This window comes from Actinobacillus seminis, assembly GCF_002263215.1.
In the GTDB taxonomy this organism is placed as follows: domain Bacteria; phylum Pseudomonadota; class Gammaproteobacteria; order Enterobacterales; family Pasteurellaceae; genus Actinobacillus_B; species Actinobacillus_B seminis.
Genome location: NZ_NLFK01000005.1, coordinates 96,507 through 117,782, shown reverse-complemented (window position 1 = coordinate 117,782; position 21,276 = coordinate 96,507). Strand labels below are relative to the sequence as shown.

Here is a 21,276-nt window from a genome sequence, read left to right as displayed (position 1 = left end):
GTAAAATCTACCGCACTTTTCAGACCGCTGACAAACCTCTAGATATTTATCTGGAGGTTTGATCTAATAAGCATACTAAACAGAGGATATGCTTATGCTCAAAAATACCCAATCCCCTCAATATGAGTTCGAGATGATAAGTCTTGAACAGCTCGTACCTAAAGATCGTTTTGTCCGTAAAATCGATAAAGCGATTGATTTCGAATTTATTCGCGATGAAGTTGCACACCTTTATTGCCAAGATAATGATCGCCCTGCAGTCGACCCTGTTCGCCTATTTAAAATTATGCTACTTGGCTACATTTTTGGAATTAAAAGCGAACGCCAGCTCGTCAAAGAGATTGAAGTCCATCGTACCGTGGATGGTAAGCATGGCATTATTTTAGATACCTTTGCAACCGCTGGGAATGTCAATGACAGCCAACCCTATATTGCTCGCTTGGATGAAGTAAGGCTAAGCGAAAAAGGAAAAGTGATTTATGCAAGAGGCAAGGAAACCGTAGAACATAGTTTTGCCGATGTAAAACAGCATCATGGTCATCGCTATGCATGTTTTAGAGGATTAAGCAAAGTTCAAATGCAATGCTTTTTGGCAAGTATTGCCCAAAATATCAAAAAGATAGCCCTTGTTATTCGGGCTATTTTATATTGTTTTATGGCTTGGATAAGGGAATATATTGAGGTATATCGCCGAATACTCGGAATGGACGTTCTAAAATTAGTAGGCAAGAATATTGGTTTACAAACCATCAAATACAAAACAACCCCACTATTTTTTATTGATTGTAAAAATAGTGGGGGTGTCATTGCTCTGAAAAGTGCGGTAAAATCTACCGTACTTTTTTGATCTATTATGTTACAGTTAAACTATCCGGAGAGATAAACGAGTATGTATTCTTTAATTCGCAAAGCCCTTTTTTCCCTTGATGCCGAACAAGCGCATAATTTAACCGTGCAGTTATTAAAAATCGCCGGTTATTCTCCCTTAAATGCTTTATTGAAAGCGGTATTGGCTTGCCCGGTTGGTAGTGGTAAAACCGTGATGGGATTACATTTTAAAAATCCGATTGGACTTGCTGCGGGCGCCGATAAAAACGGAGAAGCGATTGACGGTTTTGGCGCTTTAGGTTTTGGGTTTATCGAGGTGGGAACGGTCACCCCGTTAGCGCAAGAGGGCAATCCAAAACCGCGCCAGTTTCGTCTCATTGAAGCGGAGGGGATTATTAATCGTAATGGATTTAATAACTTAGGCATTGATTATTTAATTGAAAATGTGAAAAAGTCCAAATATGACGGTGTGTTAGGGATTAATATTGGCAAAAATAAAGTCACTCCGATAGAGCATGGCAAAGATGATTATCTTTTTTGCCTAAATAAAGCCTATAATTATGCAGATTATATTACGGTAAATATTTCTTCGCCAAATACGTCGGATTTGCGCCAATTGCAATATGGTGATGCCCTTGATGATTTGTTACAAAGTATTAAAGCGCGTCAAAAGGTATTAGCGGAGCAATATAATAAATATGTGCCAATTGCGGTGAAAATTGCGCCAGATTTGAATGAGGCAGAAGTGGTACAAATTGCCGATACGCTTTGTCGTCATCATATTGACGGGGTCATTGCGAGCAATACCACAATTTCGCGTGAGACGGTCAACGGGATCAAAAATGCGCAAGAAATCGGTGGTTTAAGTGGTAAACCCTTGCAACAGCAAAGTACACAAATTATCATGCGCTTAGCAAGCGAATTGCAAGGACGTCTGCCGATTATCGGCAGCGGAGGCATTAACTCCGTAGCCCAAGCCGAAGAAAAAATGGCTGCCGGCGCGGAGTTATTACAACTGTATTCCGGTTTAATTTATCATGGACCGCAATTAGTCAAGGCGTTAGTCAGTGCGGTAAAATAAAAGCGATATTCATCGCTTTTATGTTCGGTATGTAAACAAAATAGTTATTGCGCTTTAGTCTTTTTACTTTGTTTCCATTTCCAAAAAAGGAAGAGGGCTAAAAGCGCTACAAAAACATAAATGACAGTTTGTCCACGTTTAATTTGTTCATGCAGCCAATCTAAATTACTGGCGCCGAAATAACCTAAGTAAACCCAAATTGGAACGGAAATGATGGCGGCGATAAAATCAATTAAGATAAAACGGGTAAAACTAACGCGACGAGTGATGCCAGAAATCATGTAAATCGGCGCTCTTAAACCGGGCAAGAAACGCGCCGAAAATAACACGCGGTTGCCGTATTTATCGAATTTTTCACGGACGGATTTGAGGCGTTTTAATGTCAGCATTTTACGGATTGGTCTAAAACGTAAAATTTTGGTTCCGTAAATTCTGCCGAGCCAGTACATGGTGCTATCGCCGATTAAGACGCCGAACATACTGACAATCAGCATGGTATGGGGATTGGCATAACCTAAGCCGGAAATGACGCCACCGGAAACTAAAGTAATATCTTCCGGAATAGGCACGCCGAATCCACAAATAACTAAAACAAAAAATACAGCAAAGTAGCCATAATCAGTGAAAAAACCAATTAATACATCCATTGAAAACCCACTTATTTAAATACAACAATCTAAAATCATTACTATTATATGTACCGGCTTATTTTAGCTTGTTTTGCATGGGAAAGGCTATAAAAATTACCTTTGAGAGAGAATTAAAATTATGGTTTCATTTGATTTATTTCGATTTATTCAGTATAATCCGCGCACTCAAAGAAATTTTTGAGCAAAATTTGGGAAATCGCTGGGTCGCCTGCGGTTTTTTTTATTCATTTTTTTATTAAAGAGAACACTAAAATGGCATTCAAATTTAACGCTGAAGTTCGTTCTGCGCAAGGTAAGGGTGCGAGCCGCCGCCTGCGCCATAACGGTCAAATTCCTGCTATCGTTTACGGTGGTAGCGAAGCACCGGTGTCTATCGTTTTAAATCATGATGAACTTAATAATGCGCAAGCTAGCGATTGTTTTTATTCTGAAGTGATCACCTTAGTGATCGAAGGTAAAGAAGTTGCAGTAAAAGTTCAAGCAATGCAACGTCACCCGTTCAAGCCAAAATTGGTTCATATTGACTTCAAACGAGTTTAATCCTTTATTTATACCGGATTAGAAACAACATGTTCCAAAATTATTGCTTGATTTGTGTAAAGTAAATTAAGATTTTATAAAATAGTTTCGGAATATATTGAGAAAAATAAGCTATTTGAATAAGAAAATAGCTTATTTTTTATTTTTTAATAAGTGTTTTGGCACACATCCTCGTGTTTATACCTGATTAATCTCATCAACTGGTTCAGGATAGGTTTTTTCTGGTCTATTATGGTAGAGAAAAAATGAAAATCGCATTAGGAATTGAATATAACGGAAAACGCTATTTTGGTTGGCAAAGACAAGAAAATTTGTTGACGGTGCAAGGGGAGCTGGAAAAGGCGATTGCATTTGTGGCAAATGAGCCTTGTCAGGTATTTTGTGCGGGGCGAACGGATTCGGGGGTACATGCCAGCGGGCAAGTGGTGCATTTTGAAACGAATGCTTCTCGCCCGGAAAAAGCTTGGTGTTTTGGCGTGAATGCCAAATTGCCGGATGATATTGCGGTCAGTTGGGCGAGAATAGTGGATAAGGATTTTCATGCGAGATTTAGCGCTACCTCTCGACGTTATCGTTACATTCTCTATTGCAATAAATTACGTTCGGCGATTTTGTCGGAGGGCATTACCCATTGTCATTATGATCTCGATCATCAATTAATGCACCAAGCGGGACAAGCCTTGTTAGGGGAAAATGATTTTTCCGCTTTTCGAGCCGCACAATGCCAATCCAATACGCCTTTTCGCAATGTGCATCATCTCCAGGTAACGCGTAAAGGGCGTTATGTGATCGTGGATATTCAAGCGAATGCATTTTTACACCATATGGTGCGCAATATTGTCGGAAGCCTAATCGAAATAGGCTGCGGCAATCAACCGGTAGATTGGATGGCGTGGTTATTAGCAAAAAAAGACCGCACTTTGGCTGCGCCAACGGCTAAAGCGGAAGGATTATATTTGGTGAATGTGCAATATCCATCGCATTTTCAGCTTCCCGTACACCCGTTGGGACCGTTGTTTTTAGAATAAATGCAAATGCCATGTCAGACCTTTAGCACTAGCATATTCATTGGTTTTATGGTCTAATACATAGAATTTTCTTATGCATAAAAAAGGATAAAAATGAGCTGGATTGATCGAATTTTTAGTAAAAGTCCTACGACAGCAGCACGTAAATCAAATGTGCCGGAGGGCGTATGGACGAAGTGTACCTCTTGTGAACAAGTGTTGTACCGTGATGAATTAAGACGTCATTTGGAAGTTTGTCCGAAATGTGGGCATCATATGCGAATTGATGCCAGAGAGCGTTTGTTAGCCTTATTGGACAAGGACAGCGAGCAGGAAATGGCAGCGGAATTAGAGCCTAAAGATATTTTAAAATTCAAAGACTTAAAAAAATATAAAGATCGTATTTCCGCGGCGCAAAAAGAAACCGGGGAAAAAGACGCATTAGTGGTTATGTCTGGAACCTTATATAATATGCCGATCATCGTTGCCGCATCTAATTTTAGTTTTATGGGCGGTTCCATGGGGTCTGTGGTCGGGGCTAAATTTGTGCAAGCTGCAGAAAAAGCGATTGAATTGAATTGTCCATTTGTGTGTTTTTCTGCCAGCGGCGGTGCGCGTATGCAAGAGGCATTATTTTCGTTAATGCAAATGGCGAAAACCAGTGCAGTTTTGGCAAAAATGCGTGAAAGAGGAGTACCTTTTATTTCCGTTTTAACCGATCCGACACTTGGCGGCGTTTCGGCAAGTTTTGCCATGCTTGGAGATATCAATATCGCCGAACCAAAAGCCTTAATCGGCTTTGCCGGTCCGCGTGTTATCGAGCAGACCGTGCGCGAAAAATTACCCGAAGGCTTTCAACGCAGCGAATTTTTATTAGAAAAAGGGGCGATTGATATGATTGTTGAACGTGCAGAAATGCGTTCGACCCTTGCCGGTTTACTTAGCAAACTCACTCATCAACCCTCTCCGTTTGTTGAGCCGGAAGTGATTGAAACAGAAGCAAATAATGGATAAATCAACATTATCGCCAACAGCCGCTTCTTCACTCGCGGAATGGCTTTCTTATTTAGAAAACAGTCATTTTAAAGCCATTGATTTAGGCTTAGCGCGCGTACAATCCGTGGCGCAGCAGTTGGATTTATTAACGCCCGCTCCGTTTGTGATCACCGTTGGCGGTACTAATGGCAAAGGTACCACTTGTCGTTTATTAGAAATCCTGTTATTAAACGCCGGTTATCGCGTCGGTGTATATTCTTCGCCACATTTGCTACGTTATAACGAACGGGTTCGGATTCAAAATCAAGAGCTGCCGGATAGCGCACATTGTGAATCCTTTGTCTTTATTGATGCCCATAGAAGTGCGTCGCTAACGTATTTTGAATTCAGCACCTTATCAGCGTTACATCTCTTTAAACAAGCAAAATTAGACGTGGTGATTTTGGAAGTTGGGCTAGGCGGGCGTTTGGACGCCACTAATATTGTCGATAGCGATATTGCAGTGATTACCGGAATTGATATTGATCATACGGAATTTTTGGGCAATACGCGCGAGCAAATTGGCTTTGAAAAAGCGGGTATTTTTCGTGCGAATAAACCGGTTGTGATCGGCGATCCGCAAATTCCGGACAGTATGTTGCAGCAGGCAAATAAGTTACATTGTCACATTATGCGCCGCGATATGGAATGGCTATATCAAAGTGAAAGCACCCACTGGACTTGGCAAGGCAATAAACAAGGGCAAAAAGTGCGGTTAGAAAATCTTCCGTTTCCGCGTATTCCGCTCGCCAATGCCGCGACTGCGCTGGCGGTTGTTCAACATTTACCTTTTGATATTTCAGCTCAAGTCATTATGCAATCTTTGCAGCAAGTGGAACTAAACGGACGTTTTCAATTTATTGCACCGGAAAAATTAACCGTCTTGGCAGCCTCCGTTGGAAAAACGACGAAAACTTTGGCAAAAATGGTGATTGATGTAGGGCATAATCCGCAGGCGGCGCGATATTTAGCGGAAAAACTGACCGCACTTCGTCCGCAAATTCAAGGCAAGATTATTGCGGTATGCGGTATTTTGAAAGATAAAGATACACAAGGTGTATTGTCGCCGTTGCTTCCTTTTGTGGATTATTGGTATTGCGCTACCTTGGAGGGAAGCCGTGGACAAGCCGGGGAGGCATTGTTATATGCGTTACAGCAAGTTGCTCAAACGCATTTACAATCGGTTTCTGCCGAAGCGCAGACTTCTGTTGCCGAAGCGGTAAAAAGTGCGGTCAAAAATAGCGAGAAATCGGATCTTATTTTAGTTTTCGGATCTTTTTATACCGTCGCCGGATTGTTAGAATGCCTTACTATCCATAATTAATTTTTGATAGCCATATTCTACATGGAGAATGCCCATATCTATAGTGAAATGTCAAATTGGGTGTTATCTTCTACAAAAATCGGCATCTTATTCGTGATAAAATTAAATCTTCTTTTGTAGGATATATTTGATGTAAATCAATAAATAATGATGCCATTATTGACAATAAAAAGGAAAATTTTACAATTTTAATACTTTTTCTTCAAAAACATTATACTAAGGGTTAGTTATGTTTTGGTCTTTCTTATCAGCCTTATTACTTGGTGGATTACTGGGTTTTGTTTTTCAGCGTGCTCGCTTCTGCTTAACCGGTGGTTTTCGAGATATGTATCTCTCCAAAAATAATCGTATGTTTTATGCATTATTAATTGCTATTTCGGTACAAAGTATCGGTGTTTTAGCGTTGATAGAGCTTGGTTATATCAGTTCACCTTATAAGGATTTCTCATTACTTTCTGTTATTGTTGGCTCAATAATTTTTGGGATAAGTATTGTTCTTGCAAGCGGCTGCGCTACCGGAACTTGGTATCGAGCAGGTGAAGGACTAATCAGCAGTTGGATTGCTTTATTTATGTATATGTTGAGTGCGGCGGCAATGCGTTCCGGAGCATTGAGTGATTTTACTAAATTGATGGGGCAGTATGGCAAAATGAATGAAAATATTGCTGCCAATTTAGGAATTTCCGTGTGGTGGCTTGTGGCATTATTATTAATTGTCACTCTATTGAGCGTTTACAAAAGCCTATCGAAACCGGTAGTAAAAGTAGCAAGTTTATCTCCTCGCTATAATGGAGTTCGCCACTATTTATTTGAGAAAAAAATACATCCTTTTGTTGCCGCGGTTTTTATTGGGATGCTTGCATTTTTCGCTTGGGTAGCCAATGGAATAGCTGGAAAAACAGCAGGTTTAAGTATAACGGGACCTTCAGCCAATATTATTTTGTTTATTACTTCCGGTGAAGTAAAATATGTTAACTGGGGCGTCTTTCTCGTTCTCGGCATTATGTTTGGCTCTTACATTGCGGCAAAAGGTAGTCGAGAATTTAGATGGCGCTTACCGGATCTTAATACCTTACGTAATAGTGTTATCGGTGGGTTGTTGATGGGGGTAGGTGCGTCATTAGCTGGCGGTTGCACGATAGGAAACGGTTTAACAGCAACTGCGGTGATGAGTGCCAAAGGTTGGATTTCACTCTTTTTTATCATGGTAGGAGTATGGATTATGTCCTATTTCTATTATGTTCGTCCACTTAAACAAGCAAATTAGGAGATCAATATGCGCTATATTCTTGATACAAATGGGCATTTATGTCCATTTCCTTTAATGGAAGCTAAAAAGAAAATTGTAGATTTAGAAATTGGTGATGAGTTGTTAATTCAATTTACTTGTGCCGAAGCAACAGAAAATTTACCCCGTTGGGCAGCAGAAAACGGTTATCCCGTCACGCATTTTGCGCAAGTAGATGATGCAGCGTGGGAAATTACTATTCAAAAAGCGTAAATTTAATATTTAAAAAACTACTTATAATTTGTATTATAAGTAGTTTTTTAATTTAGTCGTGGGAGGCAAGGCACACAGGGGATAGGTTTTTTTTTTTTTTTACTACTTATAATTTGTATTATAAGTAGTTTTTATTTTTGGGAAAAAGATTTGAATGAGTTATGCTATCTAATTGGGGTTAAAAATAGTATAGTTTAGCATTTTTTTAAATGAAATATAACATAAAGTGAGAAATATATGAAATTACACATAACAAATAGGGATTTTATACGGTTTTTATTTTTTTCGTTGGGATATGCATTATTTCGCTAGGGACAGTACTGGTGACTAAAGCTGATTTAGGGACATCCCAAATTTCCAGCGTTCCCTATGTGTTGAGTTTAGCCGTTGATTGGTTGACATTTGGGCAAGCGACATTGCTTCTTAATTTTATTTTTTTAATTATACAAATGATGTTATTAAAAAATCCTTTTAAAATCTCGTTACTACTACAAATTCCCGTAAGTATAGTCTTCAGTTATTTGATTGATATTGAGATGCACTTCCTTTCTTTTTGGACACCTCATACACTAATCATTCAATGGGGAATGTTATTATTGGGTTGTATTTTCCTAGGACTGGGTATCAGCCTAGAGATTGCACCGAGCATAGTGGCGGTACCGGGCGATAGTGTAGTTAATGTCATTGCAAGTGTAAAACGTATTCGTTTTGTTAAAGTAAAAGTTATTTTAGATGTGACTTTAGTTATTATTGCTTTGACATTATCTCTTTTCTATTTCCGTGATATCAAAGGTGTAGGCGTCGGAACATTAGTTTCAGCCTTACTCGTTGGCCATGTTGTTATATTTTTTAATCAACAATTAAGAGGCGTGTACCGCACTTATTTAACAGAAAATAAGCCAATAAAAGAAAATAAATTATCTGTTTAATTATTTGTATAAGACTTCTATAATGAACTTGCTTCCGCAATACTGTGAAAACGAGCTGAGGCGACCTTTGATCATCCCGACTTTGGAAGGATAACATATGCTTTACCGCATTATCCCGGTTATTGCCTAAAACTGCTAACCCATTGATACTATGATGATTATATTGCTTTATCCGGCGGAATAATGTTCGTTTTGTAAGCTGAAAATGCTGATAAATTAGAGAAAATACGACAGATGGTAGAAGTCTTTGTTGGGATTTAAAATTTAGTTTAGTGCTATATGTATATGTCTATCTTAAAGACGCTGTTTTAACCGGTCAAGATAAATGTAAGCTTATCACGAAAATCTTTAAATTTATCTTAGTTTGAACTAGTGAGAATGTTGTTCAAGAAAACGGCATTCTCATTTTTTATATTCGAAGAAAGGCACTTTATCTGTGCCTTATTTGAAATTTTAAGCTTTTTTCAGCAATCGATCCGTTAGCGTTCCCGCAACCATCGCTCCGTTGACATTTAACGCCGTTCTGCCCATATCAATTAAGGGCTCAATAGAAATGAGCAACCCGATTAATTCAAGAGGTAATCCCAGTATTGAAAATACTACAATTGCCGCAAATGTTGCACCACCGCCTACACCGGCAATACCGAATGAGGATAACGAGACAACTAAAATCAGGGTTGAAATGTAAGGTAATGTGAAAGGATCGATACCGACCATTGGCGCAACTATGACAGCTAACATTGCCGGATAAACGCCGGCACAACCATTTTGACCAATACTAACACCAAATGTTGCAGAGAAGTTAGCAATTACACGATCGTTACCTAATTTTTCTGTTTGTGTTTCGATATTCAGCGGTAAACTGGCAGCACTGGAGCGAGAACTAAAAGCAAAACTGAGCGTTGGTAGGGTTTTTTTGTAATATTCCAGCGGGTTAACTTTGACTAAGAATAATAAAATAGCATGAACGATAAACATTAATCCTAAGGCAACATACGAAGCGAGAATAAAATTCCCTAAGTTAACAATATCTGCCCATGTGGAGGTGGACGCCATTTTAATCATTAAAGCAAATACACCGTAAGGCGTAAGACGAATAACAAAACGTACCATACGCATCACTAATTTATTTAAGGTTTCCACGCCTTGGGCGATACGTTCGCCTAATGTCGCATCCTCTTTTCCCAAACTTAATGCAGCAATGCCTAGAAAAGCGGAGAAAATCACTACACTAATAATGGATGTCGGATTTGCACCCGTTAAATCAGCAAATGGATTTTTTGGAATAAACGACAATAGCATATGAGGGACACTCATCGCGGTGACTAGTTTCGCTTTCGTCAACACATTATCTTGTGCCGCAACTTCGCGTTCACCACTCACCAAACCTTCTGCGGAAACTCCGAAGATATATACCATAGTAATACCGATCGCTGCTGCAATTGCAGTTGTTAATAGTAACGTAAAAAGTACGCTAAAGCTGATTTTTCCTAACGAACGGGTTTGTGTCATTTTGACAATGGAAGATAAAATTGAAATAAATACTAATGGCATCACGATCATTTGCAGTAAGCGAACATAACCGTTACCAATTAAATTGATCCAAACAAGCGAACCATCGATCACGGATTTCTCATAGAAATTTTGCAGTAGCGCACCAAAAACTAAACCTAACAATAGTCCTGCAAAAACAGTGTGTCCTAATTTTTGGGTTTTGTGCAATAACCACGCCAGAAAAACGAGAATAAGCGCAAATATAATAATATTAACGATAGGCATATAGTTCCCCCATAGAAATAAAGGTGTTGAGCATAACAAAACCCCATATTCACAACAAGCCAATTTAGTTATATTTTATATGAATTAGTTATTAAAAATGTTTGTTTTATATTCAATTAAGAGAGTTTTAACATAAATCTGTAAATCTTTGCTATAATCAAAATCCATTCACCGTACTTTTACAATCTGAGGACATGATAATGTCATTACAAATTAATCCTGTTTCGCTGTTATTAGTCATGCTGATTTTACTGGGCGTTATCAGCAACAACAATTCTGTTACTATTTCTGCGGCAGTATTGTTGCTTATGAAGCAAACAATATTGGCGAAATATCTCCCTTTTATGGAGAAAAATGGATTAAATATCGGGATTATTTTGTTAACGATCGGCGTGTTGAGTCCATTAGTCTCGGGAAAAGTGCAATTGCCGGCGCTTTCTGAATTTCTTAATTGGAAAATGTTGTTAGCGGTGGCGGTTGGAATGCTGGTCGCATGGTTCGGCGGTCGTGGCGTGAACTTAATGGGAACTCAGCCTTTACTTTTAACCGGATTATTAATCGGTACTATTTTAGGTGTCGCCTTTGTTGGCGGTATTCCTGTTGGACCATTAATTGCAGCAGGGATTCTCTCTTTAGCATTAGGAAAATCATAAAAAATGAGAAAAATAACCGCACTTTTCGCTCAAGATAAAAAGTGCGGCCATTTTTTGTTTAATTTTACTTTAGATTATTTTCCGTTCCATGCCTTAATGGCTTGATTACGGATATTTAATTTATTTTGTGTATTGTCTTTATAATAATTCGAGCTTAATCCACCTTCCCAATCACCATAGTTTGGATTAGGTAGGACGATATATTTCGTGCCGAATAAATGTTGGTTTTTGGCGACAAATTCGCGACGTTCTTGATTGGATTTATGGTAAGTTGCATCACCGAAATCATTTAAATTATTGCCAACAAACACTACAATGTCGTAACCTTGTTGCATGATTTGTTCAAAGCGGGGGGATTTATTGGATTTATCTTGTTTTAACAACAAACGATCTTCAGTGACATAGGTAAAACCGAGGCGTTTCATATCATCAATGGTGCCGGCTTTTTCTACGCTGTCCAAACGGTTGGACACAAAAAAGACCGCGCCTTTGTGACTATTAACGTAGTTTGAAAATTCCACCGCCCCGGAACAGCGCCGGATTGGCGAGCATCCACCCATTTAGTCCAAGTATCGCCGCTAAAGGCTTGACCATTTTTAAATTGCCGGCCGGCATAAGGACTATTGTCGAGCATTGTTTCATCTAAATCTATAACTACCGCTTTTTTCTTACCTTTTGTCGCTTTCCTTTGATCAAAGGCGAATTTTGCCACATTAAAGGCTTGGCGCGCTAAGGCTTGATATTCACCGGATTGCTGCATCCAAACGATACCAAGAGCGGCTTGATTTTGTAGCATGGCTTCATCTTGCTGTTCGCGAGCGCTGGAGCAGGCACTAAGTGCGGTGACGGTTGCCAGTGCAATCATGGCGAGTTTAATTGATTTCATAAAATCTCCTTTTTTATTATATGAGAGTAAGCAATTTAGCATATAATGACAGTGAATATAATTGTAATAATGTGATGTTCATCACATTTTTTATCCTATAGTGTTAACCATGACAACAAAGCATTACAAAAATCAACCTGTTACTCCCTTACAAAAACAATTGCTTGCTCAATTAGATGATATGATGATTTTGGATCAACGTCGATTACAAGCGCGGATTAAGGGATTATCACACATTAAAAACGAAACCGCGCAACAAGCCGTAGCAGCGGAAATTCAGCAACAAATTCAGCTGGCACATTTGCGTTTGCAGCAACGTCAAAGTGCGGTCAAAAATATTGAATTTCCTGATTTGCCGGTGAGTGCGCGTAAGACGGAAATTTTAGCTGCAATTGCACAACATCAAGTGGTCGTTATTGCCGGCGATACCGGTTCGGGAAAAACTACCCAGCTGCCGAAAATGTGCCTAGAGTTGGGTTTGGGGCGCAAAGGATTGATTGGGCATACGCAACCGAGACGTATTGCCGCGCGTTCTGTTGCCATGCGAATTACCGAAGAATTGCAGAGCGAATTAGGTGATGTGGTCGGTTATAAAGTGCGTTTTAATGATCAAGTGAGTGAAAATAGCTTGATTAAATTGATGACCGATGGGATTTTATTAACGGAAATTCAACATGATCGCTTTTTAAATCAATATGATACCTTGATTATTGATGAAGCTCATGAACGCAGTTTAAATAACGACTTTATCTTAGGTTATCTTAAGCAAATCTTGCCGAAACGTCCGGATTTAAAAGTGATTATTACCTCTGCGACCATTGATGTTGAACGTTTTTCTAAACATTTTAACCGAGCACCGATTATTGAAGTTTCCGGGCGAACGTATCCGGTGGAAGTACGTTATCGTCCAATTGTAGAGGAAGAAGATCAAGATCAGCTGCAAGGGATTTTAAATGCAGTCAATGAGTTACAAGCGGAAGGGCGTGGCGATATTTTGATCTTTATGAACGGGGAACGGGAAATTCGAGACACCGCCGAAGCCTTGCAAAAACAGGAATTACGCCATACGGAAATTTTACCGCTATACGCGCGCTTGTCTGCTGCCGAGCAGCAACGTATTTTCCGACCGAGCGGATTAAATCGGATTATTTTATCCACCAACGTAGCAGAAACCTCGTTGACAATTCCGAATATAAAATATGTGATCGACACGGGAACTGCGAGAATTTCTCGCTATAGTTATCGAACCAAAGTGCAACGTTTGCCGATTGAGCCGATTTCGCAAGCCTCCGCGAATCAACGCAAAGGGCGCTGCGGGCGAATTTCGGAAGGGATTTGTATCCGATTATATTCAGAAGAAGATTTCAATGGGCGCTCTGAATTTACTGATCCTGAAATTTTACGCACCAACCTTGCCTCCGTTATTTTACAAATGAACACCTTGGGCTTGGACGATATTGAAGCCTTTCCGTTTATTGATGCACCGGATCATCGTCATATCCAAGATGGCATGAAATTGTTAGAAGAATTGGGGGCGTTTGAATATCGTGGGGACACAGGCACTGTGACCCTAAAAAAACGTCGATTATCACAGGTTGGTAAACAACTTGCCCAATTACCCGTTGATCCACGCCTTGCCAAAATGTTGCTAAGTGCGGTCAAATTTTCTTGTCTTTATGAAGTGATGATTATCGTTGCCGCCCTTTCTATTCAAGATCCGCGCGAACGTCCGCAAGAAAAACAGCAATCGGCAGACGATAAACACCGTCGTTTTGCCGATAAAAAATCGGACTTTTTAGCTTTTTTAAATTTGTGGAATTATCTACAAGAACAGCAAAAATCCTTGAGTAAAAACCAATTTCGACGCTTGTGCCAAAAAGAGTATTTAAATTATTTGCGCATTCGCGAATGGCAGGATGTTTATCATCAAATTCGCTTAACCGCGCGTGAAATGGGGCTGCCGATTAATTCACAAGCGGCAGAATATGCGCAAATTCATACCGCACTTTTAAGCGGTTTATTGTCGCATATCGGTTTAAAAGAAGCGGAAAAACAGCAATATTTAGGCGCGAGAAATGCGCATTTTGCCGTTTTCCCTAATTCCGTTCTATTTAAAAAACAGCCGAAATGGTGCATGGCGGCGGAATTGGTGGAGACCTCTAAATTGTGGGGCAGAATGGTCGCGGAAATTGAGCCGGAATGGATTGAGCCTTTGGCGTCGCATTTAGTGAAAAAATCTTATGCTGAACCACGTTGGTCAAAATCGCGCGGGGCGGTGATAGCGGATGAAAAAGTGAGCTTATATGGCGTACCGATTGTGACGGCTCGCCCCGTGAATTATGGGCAAATTGATCCTGTTGTTTGTCGTGAAATTTTTATTCAATCAGCATTAGTTGAAGGCGATTGGACGACAAAACATAAATTTTTCCATCAAAATCGTCAATTGATCAAAGAAATTGAAGAATTGGAGCACAAAAGCCGGCGGCGGGATATTTTAGTGGATGAACGGACGTTGTTTGAGTTTTATGAAAAACGTATCGGCGGGGATGTGGTATCGCAAAAGCATTTTGATCATTGGTGGAAAAAGGCGCAACAGCAAGATCCGGAATTATTGAATTTTGAAAAAGCCTTTTTAACTAAAGAGGATGCCGGTACGGTGAGTGAATTGGATTTCCCAAATTTTTGGCAGCAAGGCAATCTAAAATTGAAATTAACCTACCAATTTGAACCGGGAGCCGAGGCGGATGGCGTTACGGTACATATTCCATTGCCTTTATTAAATCAGGTTGAAACCGACGGTTTTGATTGGCAAATTCCAGGGTTACGCGAAGAATTGGTGATCGGATTAATTAAAAGTTTACCGAAATCGTTACGTCGTAACTTTGTACCGGCACCTAATTATGCCCAAGCCTTTTTAGCCCGCGCGAAACCGTTGGAAAAACCGTTACTTGACAGCTTAAGCTATGAATTATTACGCATGACCGGAGTTAAAGTGGCATCAGAAAATTGGCAAGTGGATCAATTAGCAAACCATCTGAAGATGACCTTTCGCGTGATTGATGAAAAAGGCAAAAAAATTGCCGAAAGTGCCGATTTAGATGAGTTGAAATTTGAATTAAAAGGCAAAGTGCAAGAAAGTCTTTCCGCAGTGGCGGATGATGCGATCGAACAATCGGGCATTCATGTATGGAATTTTGCTGATTTGCCACAATTTTATGAGCATAAAAAACGAGGCTTCAGTGTTAAAGCCTATCCGGCGATTGTAGATGAAAAAGATGCAGTGGGAATCAAATTATTTGAAACCGAATTTGAGCAACAAGTGGCAATGCAACAGGGGTTGCGGCGTTTGATTTTGTTAAACGTTCCTTCGCCGATTAAATATTTGCACGAAAAATTGCCTAACAAATCCAAATTAGGGCTTTATTTCACACCTTTCGGGCGTGTATTGGAGTTGATTGATGATTGTATCGCTTGTGCGGTGGATAAACTCATGGCGGATTTTGGCGGTTTTGTATGGAACGAAGCCGATTTTGAACGTCTTCGAGAAAAAGTTCGCGCCGATTTAAATGAAACCACTATTGATATTGCGCAGCAGGTTGAACAAATTTTGACCTTAAGTTTTGAAATGAACAAACGTTTAAAAGGTAAAATGGATTTTACCATGGCATTTGCTTTGTCGGATATTAAGCAACAAATGAGCGGTTTGATTTATCCGAATTTTGTGCAAAAACATGGGTATACGCGCCTGCCGGATTTGCTGCGTTATTTACAAGGGATCGACAAACGAATTGATAAATTAGCGCAAGATGTTAACCGCGATCACGCTGCCATGTTACGCGTGGAACAAGTTACGCAAGCCTATCAGCAATTGTTGCATAAATTACCAAAATCTAAACCGGTTCCGACGGAAATATTGGAAATTCCATATATGATAGAAGAATTACGAGTCAGTTTATTTGCACAACAACTCGGCACCAAATACTCAATTTCCGACAAACGTATCTTAAATACGATTCAAACGTTGGGATAAGTGCGCTTTGGAGTACTGTTGGCACAAGATAATTAAGTTTATGTGCCAACAGAATGTCCGGTTATAAATATCGCACAAATTCGTCGAATTTAAACGGGCGGGGTTCGCGAGTGATTTTTTCTTCTGCGGTGCCGATCATCAAGAGCGCAATGATTTTGTCATTTTCGTCGCAACCGAAGGCATTTCTAAGATCGCAGCCATCAATCCAAGGTCCGGTTATCCACACATTAGCAAAGCCTTGGGCGTTGGCGGCGAGTTGAATGGCGTAGGCGGAACAGCCGGCAGCGAGCATCTGTTCCCAAACCGGGACTTTAACAACAGTTTTATCGATTTTGGCAACAATTCCGATACACATTGGTGCACGTTTAACTAAATTCTCCGCTTTTTTTAACCGCTCTTCGCCTAAATTAAATTCAATGACGGCACTTTTTAATAGCTCACCCAGTTTTTCCATGCCGGCATTTTCCATCACGATAAAACGATAAGGTTGCAATTTGCCATGATCCGGCGCGTGTGAGGCGGCTTGGAAAAGTTGTTCTAATTGCGCTTTATTCGGCGCCGGCGCCGATAATTGTTTTTCTGAATGTCTTGTGGTTAAAAGTTGTAATGTATCCATTTGTTATGCCTTATTATTTTATTTCTGAACTATTGTAAAGTGCGGCGGGTTTTTCCTGCGTTTTATTATCGTCTTACTCCGCATTCTGTGGTATGGTAAAGCGTTTTTAAGTTAATGAAAAGGAAATCTATGCAATTTATTCTCAATTTTGTCAAATTTTGTTGGCGGATATTAAATTTTATCCGCGATTTAGTCATGAATCTGGTCTTTTTGCTTTTTGTCGTGCTGGGGTTAGGTTTATTAAGTTTGGTCACCAGTTTTCAGGGAAAAACGGTCGCACAGGATTTAAGTGGCGATCAGGGTGCATTATGGGTTAATTTAGACGGTTATTTGCGCGATAATCGGGAAAATTCTATGTCGTGGAACAGCGCATTGAAAACGCTAAACAATCAGCACGTTCCGCGCCAAATTTCGACATTTGATGTGGGCTATGCGATTTCCGGTGCAGCTGAAGATGCTCGGATTAAAGGTTTGGTGCTGGATTTGAATTATTTTGAGGGAGGGGATTTGCCTGCGTTGGAATATGTAGGCAAAGCCATCCGATTATTTAAAGCCAGCGGTAAACCGGTTATTGCTTATGCGGATAATTACACGCAGGCGCAATATTTTTTGGCAAGTTATGCAGATGAAATTTATTTGAATACGCAAGGTAGCGTTGGTATTGAAGGGATGGCAGTAGATCAGTTGTATTTTAAATCTTTGCTGGATAAATTCGCTATTACGCCACATATTTTCCGTGTGGGAAGCTATAAATCGGCAGTGGAACCGTTTTTGCGAGATGCTATGTCTGCGGAAGCCAAATCGAATTTGCAGCAATGGTTAGGCAAAATGTGGCAAAATTATCAGCAACAAATCGCGGATAATCGTCAAATTCCGCTAAATAGCGTGTTGCCGAAGGCGTCACAGTATTTACAAGATTTAAAAGCCTTACAGGGCGATAGTACCGCCTATGCTAAACAACGTAAATTGGTTACGCAGACTACCGATCGTTTTACTTTAGACCAAAAATTGACCGCACTTTTCGGTAAAAATAGTGATGGTGATGCAAAATTATTGCCATTTGACGACTATCTGGCAAATTTACCGGATCGTATGCACAGTGACAGTGTGAATAAAATTGCGGTAGTTAATGTGGAAGGTGCAATTATTGATGGCGAAAGCGCCGAAGACGATGTGGGTGGCGATACCATTGCGGCGTTGTTGCGCCAAGCCTATGATGATCCGCAGATTAAAGCGGTGATTTTACGAGTGAATAGCCCGGGCGGTAGCGCGTTTGCTTCTGAATTAATTCGTCAGGAAGTGTCGCATTTGCAACAAGGCGGAAAACCGGTCATTGTGTCTATGGGCGGTATGGCGGCGTCCGGTGGTTATTGGATTTCCAGTACCGCGGATTATATTGTGGCGGATAAAAATACGATTACCGGCTCCATTGGGATTTTTGCTATGGTACCGACATTTGAAAATACCATCAAAAAAGCCGGTGTTTCGGCGGATGGTGTGGCGACCACGGATTTAGTGACCCGTTCACCATTTACCCCGATTTCTGCGGTAAACAGCGAAATTATTCAGTTGGAAATTGAGAAAGGTTATGATCGTTTCTTAGATGTAGTGAGTCAAGGACGCAAAATCAGTAAAGCTGAAGTGGATAACATTGCGCAAGGGCAAGTTTGGTTGGGGGAAGATGCGTATCAACGTAAATTGGTGGATGCAATTGGCGATTTTGATGTCGCGGTAGAAAAAGCCATTGAGTTGATTAATAAAGGTCGTCCGGCAGAGGAGCAATTGCAAGATATTGGCGTGGAATGGTTAGAGGATGAAGATAATTCATTAATTTCGACGTTATTGAGGGATTTAAAACAAAGTCGGCAAAGTTGGATCAAAAATGCGGTGTTGGAATGGAGTGGTTTTCCAAAACAAGCGCAACAATTGCAGCAACAGCTGGGCAAGTTAAATCAATTGAATGATCCAAAAGGACAATATCTGTATTGTTTAAATTGTGCAAATGTAAAATAATTTGTACAACTTTTCGAACAAAAGCTAACAGGTCGCATTTTTATCATAAAGTGCGGTCTTTTTTTGTCAAAATTCAGTAAAAAATCACTATGCTTATTAAAGATATTGAATTTTTAAAATAAAGATTGAAGTTGTTCCGATTGTGATGTAATGTATTTATTACATTTTGTGTATTTATAAATTTACAAAAGAGGGTGTTCCATGAACCATGTAAACCACAAAGACAGTATTCATAACGTCAATATCGTGAATGAAAAAGTACTGATCACGCCTAAAGAATTAAAAGAAAAATTGCCGCTTCCTGCCGCGTTACGTAGCCAAATTGAAAAATCTCGTCAAGAAATTGCCGATATTATTCATAAAAAAGATCCACGTTTGTTGGTGGTTATCGGTCCTTGCTCGATTCACGATCCGCTTGCTGCCATTGAGTATGCCCACAAATTAAAAGTCTTATCCGACGAATTGAAAGATCAGCTTTATATTGTAATGCGGGTGTATTTTGAAAAACCGAGAACTACTGTCGGTTGGAAAGGGTTAATTAATGACCCGAAAATTGATGGTACCTTTGATGTTGAGCATGGTTTGCATATTTCTCGCCAATTATTGTTGGAATTATCCGAATTAGGTTTACCTCTGGCGACCGAAGCTCTTGATCCGATCACGCCGCAATATATGGCTGATTTATTCAGTTGGTCGGCAATCGGCGCGCGTACGACGGAATCACAAACTCACCGCGAATTAGCATCCGGTTTATCCATGGCGGTGGGGTTTAAAAACGGTACGGACGGTAGTTTGGCAACTGCTATTAACGCTATGAAAGCGGCGTCGATGGGGCATAGTTTTATTGGGATTAACCAACAAGGACAAGTGAATTTATTGCATACTGCCGGTAATCCGAATGGCCATGTGATTTTACGTGGTGGCAAAAAACCGAATTATGCGGCGGAGTTTGTGCAGCAATGCGAAGAAGAATTGACTAAAGCGGGCTTGGAAAGTGCGATTATGATTGACTGTAGCCATGGTAACTCCAATAAAGATTATCGTCGTCAGCCGAGCGTGGCAGAGGATGCGGTGCAGCAAATTGTAAATGGCAATCGTTCTATTGTGGGATTGATGTTGGAAAGTAACTTAAATGCGGGTAATCAAAGTGCGGAACAGCCGGTTTGTGACATGAAATATGGAGTTTCAATCACGGATGCGTGCATTGATTGGCAGACAACGGAACAATTATTGCGTAAAATAAGCGACGAGTTAAAAAAGAAATAAGGTGATGTTGTGGACGCATTAAACGAACTTCGAAATGAGATTGACAAGCTGGATCGTGAATTATTGAATTTATTTGCGAAGCGTTTGGAATTGGTAAAACAAGTTGGGGAAGTGAAACACCAATATGGATTACCGATTTATGTACCGGAACGCGAAAATGCCATGTTGCAAGCCCGTCGTCAGGAAGCAGAAAACATAGGCGTGCCGGCAGATTTGATTGAAGATGTATTGCGTCGTTTAATGCGTGAATCTTATTTCCGAGAGCATCATTTAGGTTTTAAAACGGTAAATGAAGCGATTAAGAAAATCGTGATTGTGGGCGGGGATGGAAAATTAGGCTCACTATTTTCCCGTTATCTTAGTGCATCAGGTTACAACGTCATAGCATTAGATCGTGATGGCTGGAATCAGGCGGAAACAATTTTATCCGGGGCGAATGTGGTGATCGTTTCTGTTCCTATCGATCAAACCTTGCAAACCATTGAACGCCTTGCTCCATATTTATCGGAGCAAACCTTGCTTGCGGATTTAACCTCAGTAAAACGGGCGCCGTTGGCAAAAATGTTGGAAGTGCATCAAGGACCCGTATTAGGATTACACCCAATGTTCGGACCGGATATTGCCAGCATGGCAAAGCAAGTCGTGGTGCGTTGCGACGGGCGTTATCCGGAACAATATCAATGGCTTTTGAGCCAAATGCAAATTTGGGGCGCTAAAATTTACCAAGTGGCAGCCGAAGAGCATGACCAAAGCATGACCTACATTCAAGCCTTGCGCCATTTCGCCACATTTACCAGCGGATTACACCTTTCCAAACAACCGGTGCAATTATCACAATTGCTGGCGCTATCTTCGCCGATTTACCGCTTGGAATTGGCAATGATCGGACGCTTGTTTGCCCAAGATGCGGCATTATATGCGGACATTATCATGGATAAACCTGAAAATTTAGCGGTGATAAAAAGCTTAAAACAAAGCTATGAAGAAAGTTTAGCCTTTTTTGAACAAGGCGATAGACAAGGTTTTATTGACTGTTTCAATCAAGTTCATGCTTGGTTCGGCGAATATTCCGAACAATTCTTAAAAGAAAGCCGCCAATTGCTGCAACAAGCCAATGACGGGCGTTAATTAGGTTTAG

General features: G+C 40.3%; 16 protein-coding genes and 2 pseudogenes. 14 read left to right on the top strand and 4 right to left on the bottom strand.

The annotated features are described in order from the left end of the window. Positions 1–94 precede the first annotated feature (94 nt). Positions 95–634 (top strand): annotated as a pseudogene (locus CFY87_RS06375) (transposase); the annotation flags it as partial. 255 nt (positions 635–889) lie between these two features. Continuing rightward, a complete protein-coding gene (gene pyrD, locus CFY87_RS06370; protein WP_094946400.1) occupies positions 890–1,909 on the top strand; it encodes a quinone-dependent dihydroorotate dehydrogenase in 1,020 nt (339 codons plus the stop codon). A 44-nt stretch (positions 1,910–1,953) separates the two neighbouring features. On the opposite strand, the gene CFY87_RS06365 is transcribed toward pyrD, so the two are convergent. After that, positions 1,954–2,556 carry a DedA family protein gene (locus CFY87_RS06365; RefSeq protein ID WP_094946399.1) on the bottom strand — a complete coding sequence of 201 codons (603 nt, stop codon included), beginning with the start codon at positions 2,554–2,556 and terminating at the stop codon, positions 1,954–1,956. A gap of 255 nt (positions 2,557–2,811) precedes the next feature. Here CFY87_RS06365 and rplY point away from each other — a divergent pair, with 255 nt between their 5' ends. The 7 genes from rplY (at position 2,812) to CFY87_RS06330 (ending at position 8,895) form a co-directional block, all read left to right on the top strand. Then, entirely contained in the window at positions 2,812–3,099 is a 288-nt protein-coding gene (gene rplY / locus CFY87_RS06360; protein WP_094946469.1) for a 50S ribosomal protein L25, read from the top strand. A gap of 245 nt (positions 3,100–3,344) precedes the next feature. Then, positions 3,345–4,127 (top strand): tRNA pseudouridine(38-40) synthase TruA, encoded by a 783-nt coding sequence (truA, locus tag CFY87_RS06355; protein WP_094946398.1) that lies wholly within the window; start codon positions 3,345–3,347, stop codon positions 4,125–4,127. 93 nt (positions 4,128–4,220) lie between these two features. Next, positions 4,221–5,120, top strand: coding sequence for an acetyl-CoA carboxylase, carboxyltransferase subunit beta (gene accD / locus CFY87_RS06350; RefSeq protein WP_094946397.1), 900 nt, complete (start codon positions 4,221–4,223; stop codon positions 5,118–5,120). Beyond that, positions 5,113–6,465 (top strand): bifunctional tetrahydrofolate synthase/dihydrofolate synthase, encoded by a 1,353-nt coding sequence (gene folC, locus CFY87_RS06345; protein WP_094946396.1) that lies wholly within the window; start codon positions 5,113–5,115, stop codon positions 6,463–6,465. The genes accD and folC overlap by 8 nt, the downstream gene beginning before the upstream one ends. Before the next feature lie 229 nt (positions 6,466–6,694). Further along, positions 6,695–7,732, top strand: coding sequence for a YeeE/YedE family protein (locus CFY87_RS06340; RefSeq protein ID WP_094946395.1), 1,038 nt, complete (start codon positions 6,695–6,697; stop codon positions 7,730–7,732). Positions 7,733–7,741: 9 nt separating this feature from the next. After that, positions 7,742–7,966 (top strand): sulfurtransferase TusA family protein, encoded by a 225-nt coding sequence (locus CFY87_RS06335; protein ID WP_094946394.1) that lies wholly within the window; start codon positions 7,742–7,744, stop codon positions 7,964–7,966. Positions 7,967–8,244: 278 nt separating this feature from the next. Next, positions 8,245–8,895 carry a YczE/YyaS/YitT family protein gene (locus tag CFY87_RS06330; protein WP_336595881.1) on the top strand — a complete coding sequence of 217 codons (651 nt, stop codon included), beginning with the start codon at positions 8,245–8,247 and terminating at the stop codon, positions 8,893–8,895. A 453-nt stretch (positions 8,896–9,348) separates the two neighbouring features. Here CFY87_RS06330 and CFY87_RS06325 read toward each other — a convergent pair whose 3' ends face one another. Beyond that, positions 9,349–10,674, bottom strand: a complete 1,326-nt coding sequence (locus tag CFY87_RS06325; RefSeq protein ID WP_094946392.1) for an L-cystine transporter — start codon at positions 10,672–10,674, stop codon at positions 9,349–9,351. Between the two features lie 200 nt (positions 10,675–10,874). Between CFY87_RS06325 and CFY87_RS06320 the strand changes: the two genes are divergently transcribed. After that, positions 10,875–11,327 carry a DUF441 domain-containing protein gene (locus CFY87_RS06320; RefSeq protein ID WP_094946391.1) on the top strand — a complete coding sequence of 151 codons (453 nt, stop codon included), beginning with the start codon at positions 10,875–10,877 and terminating at the stop codon, positions 11,325–11,327. A gap of 74 nt (positions 11,328–11,401) precedes the next feature. Here CFY87_RS06320 and CFY87_RS06315 read toward each other — a convergent pair. Next, a pseudogene (locus tag CFY87_RS06315) lies at positions 11,402–12,213 on the bottom strand (5'-nucleotidase, lipoprotein e(P4) family). Between the two features lie 109 nt (positions 12,214–12,322). On the opposite strand from CFY87_RS06315, the gene hrpA reads away from it, so the two are divergent. After that, entirely contained in the window at positions 12,323–16,243 is a 3,921-nt protein-coding gene (gene hrpA / locus CFY87_RS06310; protein WP_094946390.1) for an ATP-dependent RNA helicase HrpA, read from the top strand. Between the two features lie 61 nt (positions 16,244–16,304). Here hrpA and CFY87_RS06305 read toward each other — a convergent pair whose 3' ends face one another. Beyond that, on the bottom strand, positions 16,305–16,859 hold the full coding sequence (locus CFY87_RS06305; RefSeq protein ID WP_094946389.1) for a nitroreductase family protein: 555 nt from the start codon (positions 16,857–16,859) through the stop codon (positions 16,305–16,307). Between the two features lie 129 nt (positions 16,860–16,988). Here CFY87_RS06305 and sppA point away from each other — a divergent pair, with 129 nt between their 5' ends. The 3 genes from sppA (at position 16,989) to tyrA (ending at position 21,266) form a co-directional block, all read left to right on the top strand. Continuing rightward, positions 16,989–18,872 carry a signal peptide peptidase SppA gene (sppA, locus tag CFY87_RS06300; RefSeq protein WP_094946388.1) on the top strand — a complete coding sequence of 628 codons (1,884 nt, stop codon included), beginning with the start codon at positions 16,989–16,991 and terminating at the stop codon, positions 18,870–18,872. Positions 18,873–19,073: 201 nt separating this feature from the next. Beyond that, positions 19,074–20,138 (top strand): 3-deoxy-7-phosphoheptulonate synthase, encoded by a 1,065-nt coding sequence (locus CFY87_RS06295; protein WP_094946387.1) that lies wholly within the window; start codon positions 19,074–19,076, stop codon positions 20,136–20,138. Between the two features lie 9 nt (positions 20,139–20,147). Continuing rightward, a complete protein-coding gene (gene tyrA / locus CFY87_RS06290; RefSeq protein ID WP_094946386.1) occupies positions 20,148–21,266 on the top strand; it encodes a bifunctional chorismate mutase/prephenate dehydrogenase in 1,119 nt (372 codons plus the stop codon). The last annotated feature ends 10 nt before the right edge of the window (positions 21,267–21,276 follow it).

What these genes read in the sequence shown, in the direction of transcription:
- CFY87_RS06365 (WP_094946399.1), bottom strand. Translation starts at nt 2,556, where the DNA reads ATGGATGTATTAATTGGTTTTTTCACTGATTATGGCTACTTTGCTGTA.
- CFY87_RS06325 (WP_094946392.1), bottom strand. Translation starts at nt 10,674, where the DNA reads ATGCCTATCGTTAATATTATTATATTTGCGCTTATTCTCGTTTTTCTG.
- CFY87_RS06340 (WP_094946395.1), top strand. Translation starts at nt 6,695, where the DNA reads ATGTTTTGGTCTTTCTTATCAGCCTTATTACTTGGTGGATTACTGGGT.
- accD (WP_094946397.1), top strand. Translation starts at nt 4,221, where the DNA reads ATGAGCTGGATTGATCGAATTTTTAGTAAAAGTCCTACGACAGCAGCA.
- rplY (WP_094946469.1), top strand. Translation starts at nt 2,812, where the DNA reads ATGGCATTCAAATTTAACGCTGAAGTTCGTTCTGCGCAAGGTAAGGGT.
- hrpA (WP_094946390.1), top strand. Translation starts at nt 12,323, where the DNA reads ATGACAACAAAGCATTACAAAAATCAACCTGTTACTCCCTTACAAAAA.
- CFY87_RS06305 (WP_094946389.1), bottom strand. Translation starts at nt 16,859, where the DNA reads ATGGATACATTACAACTTTTAACCACAAGACATTCAGAAAAACAATTA.
- CFY87_RS06320 (WP_094946391.1), top strand. Translation starts at nt 10,875, where the DNA reads ATGTCATTACAAATTAATCCTGTTTCGCTGTTATTAGTCATGCTGATT.
- folC (WP_094946396.1), top strand. Translation starts at nt 5,113, where the DNA reads ATGGATAAATCAACATTATCGCCAACAGCCGCTTCTTCACTCGCGGAA.
- CFY87_RS06335 (WP_094946394.1), top strand. Translation starts at nt 7,742, where the DNA reads ATGCGCTATATTCTTGATACAAATGGGCATTTATGTCCATTTCCTTTA.
- pyrD (WP_094946400.1), top strand. Translation starts at nt 890, where the DNA reads ATGTATTCTTTAATTCGCAAAGCCCTTTTTTCCCTTGATGCCGAACAA.
- truA (WP_094946398.1), top strand. Translation starts at nt 3,345, where the DNA reads ATGAAAATCGCATTAGGAATTGAATATAACGGAAAACGCTATTTTGGT.
- sppA (WP_094946388.1), top strand. Translation starts at nt 16,989, where the DNA reads ATGCAATTTATTCTCAATTTTGTCAAATTTTGTTGGCGGATATTAAAT.
- CFY87_RS06295 (WP_094946387.1), top strand. Translation starts at nt 19,074, where the DNA reads ATGAACCATGTAAACCACAAAGACAGTATTCATAACGTCAATATCGTG.